The sequence below is a fragment of the Pseudonocardia ailaonensis genome (assembly GCF_039531635.1).
GTDB classification, from domain to species: Bacteria; Actinomycetota; Actinomycetes; order Mycobacteriales; family Pseudonocardiaceae; genus Pseudonocardia; species Pseudonocardia ailaonensis.
Genome location: NZ_BAAAQK010000003.1, coordinates 408,208 through 423,707, shown reverse-complemented (window position 1 = coordinate 423,707; position 15,500 = coordinate 408,208). Strand labels below are relative to the sequence as shown.

General features: G+C 73.9%; 15 protein-coding genes. 7 read left to right on the top strand and 8 right to left on the bottom strand.

The window, feature by feature from the left end; all coding sequences use genetic code 11:
• Positions 1–283: 283 nt before the first annotated feature.
• Complete coding sequence (locus ABD324_RS04745) at positions 284–796, bottom strand: gluconokinase (RefSeq protein WP_344412709.1); 513 nt, start codon at positions 794–796, stop codon at positions 284–286.
• 222 nt (positions 797–1,018) lie between these two features.
• Here ABD324_RS04745 and ABD324_RS04740 point away from each other — a divergent pair, with 222 nt between their 5' ends.
• From ABD324_RS04740 to ABD324_RS04720, 5 genes are all read left to right on the top strand, one after another.
• Entirely contained in the window at positions 1,019–2,116 is a 1,098-nt protein-coding gene (locus ABD324_RS04740; RefSeq protein ID WP_344412707.1) for an Rv2578c family radical SAM protein, read from the top strand.
• Between the two features lie 139 nt (positions 2,117–2,255).
• Positions 2,256–4,022: an aspartate--tRNA ligase gene (gene aspS / locus ABD324_RS04735; RefSeq protein WP_344412705.1), complete on the top strand. Its 1,767-nt coding sequence runs from the start codon at positions 2,256–2,258 to the stop codon at positions 4,020–4,022.
• Positions 4,023–4,964, top strand: coding sequence for a DUF389 domain-containing protein (locus ABD324_RS04730; protein ID WP_344412703.1), 942 nt, complete (start codon positions 4,023–4,025; stop codon positions 4,962–4,964). It abuts the gene before it with no gap.
• An 11-nt stretch (positions 4,965–4,975) separates the two neighbouring features.
• The gene (locus ABD324_RS04725) at positions 4,976–6,175 is read left to right on the top strand and encodes a hypothetical protein (protein ID WP_344412701.1); all 1,200 of its coding nucleotides are present in this window, start codon (positions 4,976–4,978) and stop codon (positions 6,173–6,175) included.
• 121 nt (positions 6,176–6,296) lie between these two features.
• Positions 6,297–7,145 (top strand): SGNH/GDSL hydrolase family protein, encoded by an 849-nt coding sequence (locus ABD324_RS04720; RefSeq protein ID WP_344412699.1) that lies wholly within the window; start codon positions 6,297–6,299, stop codon positions 7,143–7,145.
• A gap of 63 nt (positions 7,146–7,208) precedes the next feature.
• Here ABD324_RS04720 and ABD324_RS04715 read toward each other — a convergent pair whose 3' ends face one another.
• From ABD324_RS04715 to ABD324_RS04700, 4 genes are all read right to left on the bottom strand, one after another.
• On the bottom strand, positions 7,209–7,424 hold the full coding sequence (locus ABD324_RS04715; RefSeq protein WP_344412697.1) for a hypothetical protein: 216 nt from the start codon (positions 7,422–7,424) through the stop codon (positions 7,209–7,211).
• A gap of 74 nt (positions 7,425–7,498) precedes the next feature.
• The gene (locus ABD324_RS04710) at positions 7,499–8,653 is read right to left on the bottom strand and encodes an aminotransferase class I/II-fold pyridoxal phosphate-dependent enzyme (protein ID WP_344412695.1); all 1,155 of its coding nucleotides are present in this window, start codon (positions 8,651–8,653) and stop codon (positions 7,499–7,501) included.
• The gene (locus ABD324_RS04705) at positions 8,650–9,138 is read right to left on the bottom strand and encodes an Lrp/AsnC family transcriptional regulator (protein ID WP_344412693.1); all 489 of its coding nucleotides are present in this window, start codon (positions 9,136–9,138) and stop codon (positions 8,650–8,652) included. The genes ABD324_RS04710 and ABD324_RS04705 overlap by 4 nt, the downstream gene beginning before the upstream one ends.
• Positions 9,139–9,153: 15 nt before the next feature.
• Complete coding sequence (locus tag ABD324_RS04700; protein ID WP_344412691.1) at positions 9,154–10,341, bottom strand: aminotransferase-like domain-containing protein; 1,188 nt, start codon at positions 10,339–10,341, stop codon at positions 9,154–9,156.
• Positions 10,342–10,646: 305 nt separating this feature from the next.
• On the opposite strand from ABD324_RS04700, the gene ABD324_RS04695 reads away from it, so the two are divergent.
• Positions 10,647–12,008: a replication-associated recombination protein A gene (locus ABD324_RS04695; protein ID WP_344412689.1), complete on the top strand. Its 1,362-nt coding sequence runs from the start codon at positions 10,647–10,649 to the stop codon at positions 12,006–12,008.
• 76 nt (positions 12,009–12,084) lie between these two features.
• On the opposite strand, the gene ABD324_RS04690 is transcribed toward ABD324_RS04695, so the two are convergent.
• Complete coding sequence (locus ABD324_RS04690; protein ID WP_344412687.1) at positions 12,085–12,675, bottom strand: TIGR03086 family metal-binding protein; 591 nt, start codon at positions 12,673–12,675, stop codon at positions 12,085–12,087.
• 51 nt (positions 12,676–12,726) lie between these two features.
• Between ABD324_RS04690 and ABD324_RS04685 the strand changes: the two genes are divergently transcribed.
• A complete protein-coding gene (locus tag ABD324_RS04685; protein WP_344412685.1) occupies positions 12,727–13,140 on the top strand; it encodes a MarR family winged helix-turn-helix transcriptional regulator in 414 nt (137 codons plus the stop codon).
• Positions 13,141–13,300: 160 nt separating this feature from the next.
• Here the strand turns inward: ABD324_RS04685 and ABD324_RS04680 are convergent, their stop codons facing one another.
• Positions 13,301–14,173, bottom strand: coding sequence for a S1 family peptidase (locus tag ABD324_RS04680; protein ID WP_344412683.1), 873 nt, complete (start codon positions 14,171–14,173; stop codon positions 13,301–13,303).
• Between the two features lie 82 nt (positions 14,174–14,255).
• Positions 14,256–15,491: an arginine deiminase gene (locus ABD324_RS04675; RefSeq protein WP_344412682.1), complete on the bottom strand. Its 1,236-nt coding sequence runs from the start codon at positions 15,489–15,491 to the stop codon at positions 14,256–14,258.
• Positions 15,492–15,500: the final 9 nt, after the last annotated feature.

Below are 15,500 nucleotides of genomic sequence, written 5' to 3'. Positions count from 1 at the left end.
GGGAAGGCCTCGCACCCGGGGCCGGGTAGGCCCATCGCGGCGGCAGAACACGAGCGCCGACCGCACGCCCGCTCCCTCGTCACGTCTGTGCGAGCACCACGCCTGTACGAGCACCACGCCTGTGCGAGCACCACGGCTCGCGTCGGCGCGAAGCGCGACCCGTCGGAAGACCGACGAGCACGGTGACGGCCCCGATCATGATCGCCGATCGCGTGCGCCGAAGTCGATCGAGGCTGTGTGCACGCACGCAGACGGTGATCGTGAAGGCGAGCCGGAGCGGTGTTCAGCGGCCGGTCCCGAGCGCCGCCAGGATCCGGTCGACCGTCGCCTCCGGATCCCCGCCGCCCCTGTCGACGATCACCGGCTCGTCGGGGCCCGGCTCCTCGAGGGTGTCGAGCTGGCTCTGCAGCAGGGCCGCCGGCATGTAGTGGCCCGTGCGCCGGCCGAGGCGCCCCTCCAGCTCCGCGTGCCCCACCGCGAGGTACACGAACCGGACCGACGGGTGCCCCGCCGTCAGTACCTCCCGATAGGCGCGGCGCAGGGCCGAGCAGGTGACCACGCCATCACGCGACGCGGACTCCTGCGCCCCGATCCAGTCCGCGATCCGGCGCAGCCAGGGCCATCGGTCGTCGTCCGTGAGCGGGTGGCCGGCGGCCATCCTGCGGCGGTTCGCCTCGGGATGCAGGTCGTCGCCCTCGGCGAAGGCCCAGCCGGTCCGCCGGACGAGGGCCTCGGCGACCGTGGACTTCCCGGCGCCCGACACCCCCATGACGATCACCGTGGTCGTCGCGTGCACCCGTGCAGGGTGACCGATCCCGGGCGACCGGGTCCACTCAGCCCCGGGCGCGGGCGCAGGGCAGCCGGGTGCGGCTCCCGCGGACACCGCGGGCGCGGTGACCCCCGCGGCCGACCACGTGCGGCTGCGGCCGCCCCGGGTCCTTCCCCTGGGGAGAACCGTCGGCCGGCGCGGCCCTGAGCTCACTTGCCCGTGGATCGAACATGTGTTCGACTCTAGCCCATGCGGTGGGAACAGCAACAGCTGGACGCGGGGGAGGAGCAGCTCCCCGGCCTGCCCTCCCTGCGTGGCCTGGTCCGGTCCGTCCGGACGCCGGAGTTCGCGGGCACGGTGTTCCACGAGGTCCTGGCGAAGTCCGCGCTCAACCACGTGCCGGGCAGCTCGCCGATGCCGTTCTCCTGGACGGTGAACCCGTACCGCGGCTGCTCCCACGCCTGCGTCTACTGCTTCGCCCGCACCACCCACACGTACCTGGACCTCGACGCGGGGGCGGACTTCGACTCGCAGATCGTCGTCAAGATCAATGTGGGCACGGTGCTCGCGCGCGAGCTCGCCCGGCCCCGCTGGGCCCGCGAACCGGTCGCGATGGGCACCAACACCGATCCCTACCAGCGGGCGGAGGGCCGCTACCGGCTGATGCCCGACATCATCACCGCGCTCGCCCGCTCGGGCACGCCGCTGTCGATCCTGAGCAAGGGCACGGTGCTCGGCCGGGACCTCCCGCTCCTCGCGGAGGCGGCGCGGGACGTGCCGGTCGGGCTCGGCGTGTCGATCGCGCTGCTCGACCGGGAGCTGCAGGCGCACCTCGAGCCGGGCACGCCGTCGCCCCGGGCCCGGCTGGACCTCGTCCGCAGGATCGCCGACGCGGGGCTGGACTGCGGGGTGATGGTGGCGCCGGTGCTGCCGCTGCTCACGGACTCCACCGAGGCGCTCGACGCCCTGTTGACGCAGGCCAAGGAGGCGGGTGCGGCAGGGGTCAGCGTGATCGCGCTGCACCTGCGGCCGGGCACGCGGGAGTGGTTCTTCCGCTGGCTCGCCCGCGAGTACCCGGCGCTCGTCCCGCGCTACGAGCGGCTCTACCGCCGCGGCGCCTACGCCGACCCGGGATATCGGAAGGCCCTGTCCGCCCGCATCCGCCCGTTGCTGCGTCACCACGGCCTCGATCGCGGCAGCGGCGTCCAGCGCGGCACCGGGCCCGACGACGGCGCCTCGGCGGGCGAGGTCGCGGCCCAGGCGGGCTTCCCGGCGTCCGGGGTCCGCCGGGCCCCTCCGGCCGAGCACCTCGCCGCCCCCGTCGCCGAGCAGCTCACGCTGCTCTGAGCGTGCTCGCACACACCTCCGGTGCCCGGCACACCAGCCGCAGCCGTGGTGCGAGGCGCCGGAGCGGTGTGCGGGGGCCGGGAGGGGGAGGGAAACCTGGTCGCGGGGGCCCGGGGCCCGGCGGATAGCCTCTTTCCCCGTGATGCGAACCCACCCCGTCGGCACCCTCCGTGCCGAGCACGCCGGCCAGACCGTGACCCTCGCCGGATGGGTGGCCCGTCGCCGAGACCACGGCGGCGTGATCTTCGTCGACCTCCGCGACAGCTCCGGCTCCGCCCAGATCGTGTTCCGCGAGGGCGAGATGGCCGAGCGCGCGCACCGCCTGCGGTCCGAGTTCTGCCTGCAGGTGACCGGCGAGGTCGTCGCGCGCCCCGCGGGCAACGAGAACCCCGACCTGCCGACGGGCGCCATCGAGGTCACCGTCACGGACCTGGTCGTGCTGAGTGAGTCCGCGCCGCTGCCGTTCCAGATCGACGAGCAGACCGTCGGCGAGGAGGTCCGGCTCAGGTACCGCTACCTGGACCTGCGGCGCGAGGGCCCGGCGTCGGCGATCCGGCTGCGCAGCAAGGTCAACCACGCCGCGCGCACGGTGCTCGAGGGCCACGACTTCGTCGAGATCGAGACGCCGACGCTCACCCGCTCCACCCCCGAGGGCGCGCGGGACTTCCTGGTCCCCGCCCGCCTGCGGCCGGGCTCCTGGTACGCGTTGCCGCAGTCCCCGCAGCTGTTCAAGCAGCTGCTGATGGTCGGCGGGATGGAGCGGTACTACCAGATCGCCCGCTGCTACCGGGACGAGGACTTCCGCGCCGACCGGCAGCCGGAGTTCACCCAGCTCGACATCGAGATGAGCTTCGTCGAGCAGGACGACGTGATCGCCCTGGCCGAGGAGATCCTCGCCGCGCTGTGGAAGCTCGTCGGCCACGAGGTCGGCGAGATCCCGCGCATCTCCTACGCCGAGGCCATGTCCCGCTACGGCTCCGACAAGCCGGACCTGCGCTTCGCGATCGAGCTCACCGAGCTCACCGAGTACTTCGCCAAGACCGAGTTCCGGGTGTTCCAGAACCCGTACGTGGGCGCGGTCGTCATGGACGGCGGCGCGTCACAGCCCCGCAAGCAGCTCGACGCCTGGCAGGAGTGGGCCAAGCAGCGCGGTGCCCGCGGGCTGGCGTACGTGCTGGTCGACGAGGACGGGACCGTGTCCGAGAAGGGCCCGGTCGTGAAGAACCTGAGCGAGGACGAGCGCGCGGGGCTGCCGGCCGCGGTCGGCGCGAAGGCCGGCGACTGCATCTTCTTCGCCGCCGGCACGCCCAACGAGGCCCGCGCCCTGCTCGGTGCGGCCCGAGGCGAGATCGCCCGCCGCACCGGCCAGCTCGACGAGTCCGCCTGGTCCTTCGTCTGGGTCGTCGACTTCCCGATGTTCGAGAGCACCGCGGACACGACCGACGTCGCCGTCGGCAAGGGCGCCTGGACCGCGCTGCACCACGCCTTCACCTCGCCGACCCCCGAGTGGATCGACACCTTCGAGCAGGACCCGGGCGAGGCGCTGGCCTACGCCTACGACATCGTCTGCAACGGCAACGAGATCGGCGGCGGGTCGATCCGTATCCACCGCGCCGACGTGCAGAAGCGGGTCTTCGAGATCATGGGCCTCGGCGAGGAGGAGGCGCAGGAGAAGTTCGGCTTCCTGCTCGACGCCTTCGCCTTCGGCCCGCCCCCGCACGGCGGCATCGCGTTCGGCTGGGACCGGATCACCGCCCTGCTCGCCGGGCAGGACTCCATCCGCGAGGTCATCGCCTTCCCGAAGACCGGCGGCGGGTTCGACCCGCTCACGGCAGCTCCGGCGGCGATCACCCCGGAGCAGCGCAAGGAGGCGGGCGTCGACTTCACGCCCGAACCGCCCAAGTAGATGCTGCACATGCGGGTCGTCACCCCCGCGGAGACGACGCCACGGGTGAGGGAGCTGTTCGAGGCCGAGCCCGGGGTGGCACACCTGGTGGTGCTGCCCGGGGCAGCGGTGAAGCCCGAGGGTGATCTGCTGCTCGCGGACGTGGCCCGCGAGTGCGCGGACTCGCTGCTCAGCGCCCTGCGCCGGCTGGGCGTCCCGCGGGACGGGTCGATCACCGTCGAGCCGCTCGACACCGTCCTGTCCGACGCCGCCGTGCGGGCCGAGGAGGCCGCGCCCGGCGAGGGCTCCGACGCCGTGGTGTGGGACGAGCTCACCGGCCGGATCGGCGAGGACTCCCGCTTCACGGCCTCGTACCAGGCGTTCCTGACGATCGCCTGCCTGCTCGCCGCGATCGGGGCCATCACGGACTCCCCGGTGCTCGTGGTGGGCGCGATGGTCCTGGGCCCGGAGTTCGGCCCGCTGGCCGCGATCGCGGTGGGCCTGGTCCTGCGTCGCGGGGCGTTCGTCCGGCGGGGTGCGCTCGCGCTCGTGGCGGGCTTCCCGCTGGCCATGGCCGTCACGGCGGGCGCGACGCTGCTGTTCGACGCGACCGGCCTGCTGTCCTCGGGCACCCTGGACCATCTCGACGAGGTGGCGTTCATCTACCAGGTCGGCCCGTTCTCGTTCATCGTCGCCGTGCTCGCCGGCCTGGCCGGCATCCTGGCGCTGACCTCGGCGAAGTCCGCGAGCCTGGTCGGGGTGTTCATCTCGGTGACGACGGTGCCGGCGGCGGCGTTCGCGTCCGTCGCCCTGGTGGAGGGGCGGCTGCGCGAGGCCGGGCTCTCGGCGCTGCAGCTCGTGGTCAACCTGCTGGGGATCGTGATCGCCGCGACCCTCGCGCTGCTCGTGGCGCGGCGGACGCGGCGCCGCCGCATCCGGGGCGTCGCCCGACCCGCAGGGTAGGGTCGTCGTCGATGACACGTGACCTGGCCGATTTCCCCAGGCCCGTGCTCGCCGCGTTGGCCGCGGCGGAACGCCTGCTCACGCGGCGGGCGGGTGCCACCGTCGTCCTCGCCGATCCCGAGGACCTCGGCGGCAGCGAGCGGTCCGTGGTGGCGCGTGCCCGGGTGGCGCGCAACCCGTTCTCGCTGCCGCGCACCCTCGTGGTCAAGCACTACCTGGGGGAGCCGGCGGCCGACCGGCCGAACCCGTTCCATTTCGAGGTCGCGAGCTGTCAGCTGTTCACGGCGCTGCCCGCGGACGCGCGGCCGAGCCCGGTCCTGATCGCGCACGATCCGCAGGCGCGCCTGCTGGTCATGGAGGACCTCGGCCGCAGCTCCACGCTGGCGGACACGCTGTTCGGCACCGACCCGGTCGACGCGCGGCGCTGCCTGCTGAGCTGGGCGCGGGCCCTCGGCCGGATGCAGGCCGCCACGGCGGGCCGGGAGAACGACTTCGGGGCGCTGCTGCGCCGGCTCGGGGAGAAGGCGCGCCGGGACCCGATCGCGGACGAGGCCCGCGCGGCCCTCGCGGGCGTGCCCGGCCTGGTCGGGGAGATGCTCGGCGTCTCGCTCCCGGCGGGGGCGGAGCTGGAGGCGCGGGAGACCGCGAAGCTGCTGGGCGGCACCCGGTACCGGGCGTTCAGCCCGTCGGACACCTGCCCGGACAACAACCTGGTCACCAGCCGCGGGGTCCGGTTCGTGGACTTCGAGTGGGGCTGCTTCCGGGACGTCGCGCTCGACGCGGCGTACTTCCGCGTCCCGTTCCCCGCCTGCGAGTCGAGCTTCACCCTGCCCGACGGCCTGGCGGACGCGATGCTCGAGGCCTGGCGCAACGAGATCGCCACCGTGTGGCCGGACCTCGACGATCCGGAGCTGCTCGGCCGTCGGCTGCTCGACGCGCAGGTGCTCTGGGTGTGGCTCTGCACCTGGTGGCTCCTGCCCCGCGCCCGCAACGGCGACGTCCGGCTGGGCACCGATCCCGGCCGGTCCCCGCTGGTCAGCGCCGCGCTGACGGACTACTGGCAGCGGCTCGCGCCGGCCGCGGCTGCCGCGGGCCGGCCCGCCACGGCCGAGCTCGCCGGCTCCATGGCCGACGCGCTGGTCCGCCGGTTCGGCCACGAGGGCGAGAAGGCGGGGCTGCCGCTGTACCCGGCGTTCCGCGGCTCCGCCTGACCCCGGGGCCCTCACCCGCCTCACTCCCCGCGACGGCCCGAGGTTTTCCCCGGCCGTCCCCGACACGTCACCGCCGGCTCATCTCGGCGGAGCGGGGCGCGGCGATCATGCCCTCGTGTCCGTGAGCGAGCCCCGCCCCGTCCGCACCCTCGCCGCGCTCGGCGACTCCACGGTCGTCGGTCTCGGCGACCCGCTGCCCGACGGCGGCTGGCGGGGCTTCCCGGTGCTGCTGCGCGACGCCCTCGGGAGCCGCACCCGGCTGCTCAACACCGCCCGCAACGGGGCCCGGATGGCCGATGTCCGGGCCCGCCAGCTGCCCGTCGTCGCGGCGGCCCGGCCCGAGGTGGCGGTGGTGTGCGCCGGCATGAACGACACCCTGCGCTCGGACTTCGATCCCGCCGCCATCCGCGCCGACCTGGCCGGGGTGCTCGCCGGCCTGCGCGAGGCCGGCACGTTCCCCATCGTGATGCGCTACCACGACCACACCCAGGTCTTCCGCCTCCCGGGCCGGCTCCGGACGGCGCTGCGGTCGCGGGTCGAGGCCCTGAACGGGGCCATCGACGGTGCAATCGACGGGGCGGGCCGGGTGGGGGTGCTGGACCTGCACGAGCTGCCCGGCGGCTACGCGCGCGAGTCCTGGAGCGTGGACCGGTTGCACCCCTCCGAGCTGGGCCATCGGCTCCTCGCCCGCGGGGCGGAAGAGCTGCTGGCGGGAGCGGGGTTCGCCGTGGCCGAACCGGTCGGCATCGAGTGCGGCGGTGGCCGCGAGGTGACGACGGCGCAGCGGACCGCGTGGATCGTCGTGCGGGGGGTGCCGTGGCTGGTCAAGCGGGGACGCGACCTGGGCCCGGTGATCCTGCACGGCCTCCTGACCGGCGGCGCCCCGGCCCCGCACGCCGCCGAACGCGCCGGCCGGGTCGCCCGGCTGCGTCCGCGCCGGCGCTCCACCCCGCAGTCCCGGGCCGCCTAGGGAGGGGGTCACCAGACGCCCCCTGACGTTTAGGTCAGTGGGACGTCTCGCCCCCCGGGGCCGCTAGGCACTCACGGGAAGTCGCGCCGGCAGCACCGGCAGGTTGGTCTCGAACTCGAACACGTAGAGGCGTGTGCAGGGCCCGCAGACCCAGCTGACGACCCCGTCGGTGTGGTGGCTGCTCCAGGCCAGCCCGCGGGCGTCACCCGTGGTCCGGGGGGTGGAGCACAGCGTGCAGTGGGAGGGGCGAGCGCCCGCAGATCGTGCGATGTCGTCCATGCCCGTAGAGGATGGCCCGGACGCGTTGCCGGACTGTGAACGCCACGCCGTGCAGTGTTGCGATCCGGCGAACGTTAGAGCGCCGAGAGGAAACGCTCCATCCGGACGAGTGCTTCCTCCAGCTGGGGGAGCGCCGTGGCGTACGAGCACCGGATGTGGCCTTCGCCGCTGGGCCCGAACACGTTCCCGGGCACCACGGCGACGCTCTCCTGCTTGAGCAGGCGCTCGGCGAAGGTCTCCGAGTCCAGGCCGGTGCCGCGGATCGACGGGAAGGCGTAGAACGCCCCGCCCGGCTCCGGGCACTCCAGCCCGATCTCGCGCAGCCCCTTCACGAACACCCGGCGGCGGCGGTCGTAGTCCGCGACCATCTCCCGCACGTCCCCGTCGGCGCTGCGCAGTGCCTCGACCGCGGCCAGCTGGGAGACGTGCGGCGCGCACAGCATCGTGTACTGGTGCACCCGCACGCACAGCTCCGCGACGGCCGCGGGCGCGCAGATCCAGCCGACCCGCCAGCCCGTCATGGCCTGGGCCTTGGAGAAGCCGCCGAGCACGATCGTCCGCTCGCGGGCGCCGGGCAGGGCGCCGAGGCAGATGTGGGTGCCGTCGTAGGTGAGCCGGTCGTAGATCTCGTCCGAGATCAGGTAGAGGTCGTGCTCCTCGGCGAGCCGCACGAGCGCCTCGAGGGACGCGCGGGGCTGCACGGCGCCGGTGGGGTTGGCGGGGGAGCCGATCAGGATGGCCTTGGTGCGCGGGGTGATCGCGGCCGCGACCGCCTCGGGGTCGATCGCGAAGTCGTCCTCCCACCGGGTGGCCACCCGCACGGGCGTGCCGGCGGCGAACGCCACGCACGGCTCGTACGCCACGTAGCAGGGCTCCGGGACGATCACCTCGTCACCGGGGTTGAGCAGCACCCGCAGCGCGAGGTCGAGGCCCTCGGAGACACCCGTCGTGATCAGGCACTCCGTGTCCCACGCGTAGCCGGCCGCGTAGCGCTTCTCCAGCTCCGCGCAGATCAGCTTCCGCAGCTCCGGCAGGCCCGCGTTCGACGTGTAGGTGGTGTACCCGTGCTCGAGGGCGTAGATCCCGGCCTCGCGGATCCGCCACGGCGTGACGAAGTCCGGTTCGCCGACGCCGAGGGAGATGACGTCGTCCATCTCGGCGGCGATGTCGAAGAACCGCCGGATGCCCGACGGCGGGCAGGCCGCGATGGTCTCGTTGAGCGGCTTCACGGGGTGACCCGCAGCCGGTGGTCCTGCTCGGGCTCGGCGAAGCTGTCGCCGTCCTTCTTGTGGGTCTTGAGCACGAAGTGCGTGGCCGTCGCGGTGACCCGGTCGATGGTCGACAGCTTCTGGCTCACGAAGTCGCTCACCGCCCGGATGTGCCGGCCGGTGACCGTGCAGCGCAGGTCGTGCCCGCCGGAGACCAGGTAGACGCTCTGCACCTCGTCGAAGCGCGAGATCCGCTCGGCGACGTCGTCGAACCCGACGCCGCGCGCCGGTGCCACCGCCACGTCGATGAACGCGGTGACCTCCGGGGAGTCGTCGCCGTCGACCTTCTCCCAGTCGACCACCGCCTTGTACCGGCGGATCACCCCCGCCTGCTCCCAGGAGGCGATCTGCGCCGTGACGTCCGCGACCGGGAGGCCGGTCATGGTCGCCAGGGTGTCGTGGCTCAACGTGGAGTCCCGCTCCAACAGCTCGAGGATCTCGCGCACGACCGGGACATTACGTCAGGCGCGCCACGCGGTGGCCAGTCGATCGACCGCGATCTCCAGCAGGTCGCCCGGGTAGGTGGCGAAGCAGAGCCGCGCGGCGCTCGTGCGGGCGGTGTCGCCGGCCTCGAACGCGCTGCCGGGCACGAAGCCGACCCCCTGTCCCAGGGCCTTCGGGAGCAGCGCGGTGGTGTCGGTGCCGTCGGCGAACTCGAGCCAGACGAACATCCCGCCGGTCGGGGTCGAGCGGACCACGGCGTCCCCGAACCGGGTGTCGACGGCCGTGGTGAGGGCGTGGGCCCGCCGGCGGTTCTCGGCTCGCACACCCCCGACGTGACCGTCGAACCAGGCCGTGTCGGAGAGCAGCTCGGCGGTGATCGCCTGGGTGAGCGAGGAGCTGCACAGGTCGGTGCACTGCTTGAGGCGCTCGACGGCGGCGGTGAGCTCGGGCGGCCCGACCAGCCAGCCGACCCGCAGCGCCGGCGCGATCACCTTCGACGCACTGCCCAGCCGGACGATCCGCTCACCGTGCGCCGCGATCGGCTGCGGCGGAACGCCGTCGAACGCGAGCAGGCCGTAGGGATCGTCCTCGACGACCAGGAACCCGTACCGGTCCGCGAGCTCGGCCAGGGCCCGGCGGCGCCCGGGCGCCATGGTCACGCCACGGGGGTTGTGGAAGCTCGCCACGGTGTGCACGAGCCGCGGCCGGAAGCCCTGCGCCAGCCGCTCGGCCAGCACGTCGACGCGGAGGCCGTCGTCGTCCAGCGGGAGGGCGTGGACCTGCGCGCCGGACGCCTGGAACACCTGCAGCGCACCGACGTAGACGGGATCCTCGACGGCCACCGGGTCCCCGGGATCGAGGACCGCACGGGCCACGAGATCCAGGGCCTGCTGCGATCCACTGGTGACGACGACGTCGGTGGGCGCGACCGGCCGTCCGATCCGCCCGGTCTCGTGGTCGGCGATCACGGCGCGCAGCCCGGCGACCCCCGCGGTCTCGCTGTACTGCACGGACGCGCTGTCGGTCAGGGCGCGGGCCGCGGCCTCGGCGATGCGCTCGCGGGGCAGCTGGTCGGCGGCGGGCAGGCCGCCCGCGAGGCTGAGCACGTCGGCGCGGGCGGTGAGGGTGAGCAGGTCGCGGATCGCGGAGCCGCGAACCTCGGACAGCCTGCGGGACAGGGGGAACGGGGTGACGGGAGTGCGCACGGGAGGACCTCCGGGAGGGAAGGGGCCGTCGCCGGGCGCGCCGCGCGGATCTCGCGACGCCACCCGGGCGGACCGTCCCGCGGGGATCGTCCGCGGTGGGCAGGGGCGGCGGTCGGGTGGACCGGCGCCCGCAGACAATGGTGCCATCTATCCTGACATCCGAAACCGTGATCCCACTCCGTAGGACAACACCCGCGAGTCGGCACTTTCCGTAGGCCGAAACACACATCTGCGACGTCCTCGGCGGCGGGCGCGGCCAAGCGTGCGTCCGGGACCGTCGGTGGGGAGTGGCAGGCTGGAGGGCGATGAGTACCGACGGCCTGTTCGACATCGAGGAGCCGGAGCCCGCCGCGGCCCAGGAGGAGCACCGCGCCGCGCCCGGCTCCCCGCTCGCCGCGCGCATGCGGCCGCGGACGCTCGACGACGTCGTCGGCCAGCAGCACCTGCTCAAGGAGGGCGCGCCCCTGCGGCGCCTGCTGGAGGGTGGATCGGCGGCGTCCGTGCTGCTCTACGGCCCGCCCGGCACCGGCAAGACCACCCTGGCCCGGCTCATGGCGGGCGCCGGCGGGACCGACCGGCGGTTCGTCGCGCTCTCCGCGCTCTCGGCCGGCGTGAAGGAGCTGCGGGCGGTCATCGACGACGCCCGCCGCCGTCGCGACCTGCACGGCGGCTCCACGGTGCTGTTCATCGACGAGGTCCATCGCTTCTCCAAGACCCAGCAGGACGCGCTGCTCGGCGCCGTCGAGGACCGGGTGGTGCTGCTCGTCGCCGCCACGACCGAGAACCCGTCGTTCTCCGTGGTCTCGCCGCTGCTCTCCCGCTCACTCGTCCTGCAGCTGCAGTCGCTCGGGGAGGACGACGTCCGCGAGGTCCTGCGCCGCGCCGTCTCCTCCGAGCGGGGTCTCAACGGTGCGGTGACCCTCGCCCCTGACGGCGAGGACGCGCTGGTCCGCCTCTCCGCCGGGGACGCGCGGCGCTCGCTGACCGCCCTCGAGGCGGCGGCGGACGGCGTGCTGGCGGACGGCACCGGCGTGGTCGATCTCGCCGCCGTCGAGCGGGCCGTCACCGAGGTGGCGGTGCGCTACGACCGGGCGGGCGACCAGCACTACGACGTGATCAGCGCGTTCATCAAGTCCATCCGCGGCTCGGATCCGGACGCCGCGGTGCACTACCTGGCGCGGATGCTCGTCGCGGGCGAGGACGCCCGGTTCATCGCCCGCCGCCTGATGATCCACGCCAGCGAGGACATCGGCCTCGCGGACCCCACCGCCCTGCAGGCCGCCACCGCCGCGGCACAGGTCGTTCAGCTCGTCGGGATGCCGGAGGCGCGGATCGCGCTGGCCCAGGCCACGATCCACCTCGCCACCGCCCCCAAGTCCAACGCCGTGGTCACGGCCATCGACGCGGCGATGGGCGACGTGCGGGCGGGCGCCGTGGGCAGCGTGCCCGCGCACCTGCGGGACGGCCACTACGCCGGGGCGGAGAAGCTCGGCAACGCCGTCGGCTACCGGTACCCGCACAGCCACCCCGACGGCGTCCTGGCCCAGCAGTACCCGCCGGACGACCTGGTGGGGAAGGACTACTACGAGCCCACGACCCACGGCGCCGAGCGCGTCCTGGCGGAGCGGGTTCCCAAGCTCCGCAGGGCGGTCCGCGGCGGGCGCTGAGGGCCGGGATCGGCGCGCGGGTCCGGAGGGCGCCACCCCCGGCGGGTCTCCGGACGCCAGTGCTGATCATGGAGGGTCAGGGCCTGCGGCCGAGCTGGGTCAGCACCTCGCTCCAGGGGTCCGCCCGGTCGTCCACGGCGAGGGACGGGCCGAAGGCCGCTCCGGGCGCCGTGCGCTGCTCCCCGTCCGGAACCTGGCGAGCACTGGTCAGGACGACGGCGGCGAGCTCCGGATCCGGCCGCCACGTCCTCCCCGGGCCGTGGGGGAGCGAGGCCGCGACATCCCAGGCGTGGACGGCGCTGTCCAGGGTGTGGAAGGCGATCACCAGGGACATCGGGAAGCGCTGCGTGGTGCTGATCTCGGGCAGCAGGACGGCGTTCGGGTCCGGCGTCTCCCGGGCGTCCCGGAGGTTCTCCACCGAGCGGATCCACTCCGCGAGCCCGGCCCCGGCGACCGGGGCGAAGGCGGCAGGGTCGACGGCCTCACCGCGGATAGCGGTGGCGAAGCCGTGGTTCTGGCCGACCATGTGGGCGAGGAGGGCGGCGAGGTCCCACCCGGCGCAGGGGGTCGGGCGGGTGAGGTCGGCGGGCCGGACGGCGGCGACCTGGGCGGTCGCCAGGTCGAGGGAGCGGTCGTGGAGGGCAGGGTCGAGATCGATCGTCTGCATGAGTAGATGGTCTACCATTGTAGACGATATGTCCACCGCTATCGTCTCCCCGTGCCCGACATCGAGCTCGCCGCCGCGTTCCACCGGCTCGCCAGGACGGCGATCGACGCCGAGCTCCCCGTGCTGCGTGCCCACGACCTCCAGATGTGGGACTACGCGGTGCTCCGGGGGCTGCGGGAGGGGCCGGCGCAGACCCAGGCGACGCTCGCCGACGCCGTCGGCCGGGACCGCACCCGGCTGATCCCGATCCTCGACCGGCTCGAGGCCCGGGGGTTGCTCCGGCGGGAGCCCGATCCGGGGGACCGGCGGAACAGGATCGTCTCGATCACGGGGGAGGGGCGGGAGCTCACGGACTCCGCCGCCGCCGGGATCAGGGCCGTCGAGGAGGCCGATCTTCTCGACGGGCTGGAACCGGCCGAGCGCGCCGCGCTCCGTTCCCTGCTGGCCCGGCTGCTCGACGACTGAAGCGCCGGCGAGGTGGCTGCGACCGAGACCGGGATGTGCGTCGGACAACCTTCTCTGTCCGATGGACGGCTCGATCGACTCACGGGTCCGCGGGGCCGATCGGACGTCGCAGATGTGTGTTTCGGCCTACCGAAAGTGCCGACTCGCGGGGTTTGGTGGGTCAGGCGGTCTTGAGGGTGAGGTTGAGGGCCTGGAGGGCGGCGTCCATGGGGGTGAAGTAGGCGGTGCAGCGGTCGCCCCCGCCGGAGTGGATCCCCTGGGCCTGGCCGGCCGCGGTGATGTACGGGCCGCCCGAGTCCCCGGACGCCGAGCACAGCGCCGCGACCACCATGTTGCGCTGCTGCTGGCCGTCGAAGTTGACCGTCCGGCCCCGGGCGGTGATCGTGCCGCAGCTCTTGCCGCTGGTGCTGCCGTAGAGGCAGACCGACGCGCCGACCGGGGCCGGGGTGCTGCCGTGCACCGTCACCGTCGACACCGCGGGGCTCGCGACGGTGGCGGCGGTCACCGGCACCGCGCCGACGTCCACACTCGACTGTGCGGTGACCGCGCCGGTGCCGATCACGGCGCCCGACTGGTCGTCCCACTCGTCGGACTCACGGGTGCAGTGCCCGGCCGTGATGATCCAGTCCTGGGCGCCGCGGGCCGCGGTGAAACCGAGCGTGCAGCGCGTGGCGCCGCCGGTGATCTTCTGGCCGCCGCGCAGGTCCTGGTGCTGGGGGACACCGGCCCCGGTCTCGATCCGCACCAGGGCCGGGTCGATCCCGGCGAGCAGGCCGTCGACCGCGGCCGTCCGCGCGCCGGACAGGCGCATGTCGACCGTGTCGCCGTCGATGCCGTAGTCCGCGATCTCCGGCGGCATCGCGGCGGCGGTCCGGGTGTCCAGCAACGCCATGACGGCTCCGGCCCCGGCCAGCGGCGCGGCGGCCTTCGGGTCCTGCGGTGACGCGGCGGCGACCCCGGCCCCGGCGAGCGACGCCACCGCGGCGACGACGAGCGCGCCGCGCAGGACGGTGCGGAATCGGATGCGCGCCACGGGTTCCCCCTCGTCGCCGGACCGGACACCCGCCCAACGAGGCGCACCGGGTCCGCGAGGCGGCCGATCACCCCACCGTGCGTCACTCGAACGGGGCATCGCGGACCAGCGGGCAGCTCATGCACCGCGGCCCGCCGCGGCCCCGGCCCAGCTCGCTGCCGGGGATCTCGATCACCTCGATCCCGTTGCGGCGCAGGTAGGTGTTCGTGGTGACGGTCCGCTCGTAGGTCAGCACCACGCCCGGGGCCACCGCGAGGACGTTGCACCCGTCGTCCCACTGCTCGCGCTCGGCCGCGTGGACGTCCTGCTCCGGGGTGAGCACCCGGATGCCCGGCAGCCCCAGCGCGCCGGCGATCGCGCGGTGCATGTCCTGCGGCGGATGGTCCGTCACGACCATCTCCTTGTCCGAGCTGCCGGGGCGCACCAGGTAGGACGGCAGCATCCCGAGCCCGGCGTACTTCACGAACGTCTCCGGGTCGGCCATGGTCAGCACGGTGTCGAGGTGCATCAGCGCCCGCGTCTCCGGCATCCGCAGGGCGAGGATCCGGTCCACCTCGCCGCCCGCGAACAGGCTGCGCGCCAGGCGTTCCACCCCGGCGGGCCGGGTGCGTTCGCTCATCCCGACCAGCACCGCGCCACCGCCGAGGACGAGCACGTCGCCGCCCTCGACCGTCGCCGGCCCGTTGGCCGAGCCCGCCGACCAGACGGCGAACCCGGCGTCGGCGAAGAGCGGGTGCCACCGGTAGACGGCCTCGTAGTGCACGGACTCCCGCATCCGCGCCTGCTTGCGCATGCTGTTGATCGCGACGCCGCCGCCGATCCACGCGCTGGTGTCGCGCGTGTAGAGGTGGTTGGGCAGCGGTTCGAGCACGAAGTCGTCCGGGCCCAGCACATGAAAGGCCACCGACCGCGGCTCCGGGATCCGGTCCAGCACCTCGCGCTTGGTGATCCCGCCGATCATGTGGTCGGTCAGCGTGCGGGTGTCCAGGGCGTCGAACAGGTTGCGCAGGGCATCCACGGCCAGGGGGCCGTAGATGCGGTCGTCGAAGATCCGGCCCAGCACGTACGCGCGCGCCTCGGGCAGCTCCAGGGTCTCGCGCAGCAGCTCGCCGAACAGGTGGACCCGCACCCTGCGGTCGCGCAGGACCGCGGCGAAGCGGTCGTGCTCCTCCTGCGCGCGCTGCACCCACAGCACGTCGTCGAACAGGAGCTGCTCCTTGTTGCCCGGGGTGAGCCGCTTGAGCTCCAGCCCGGGCCGGTGCAGCAGGACCTCGCGCAACGCACCCACTTCGGAGTCCACCCGGTACACGCCGTCCATCGTGGCCGA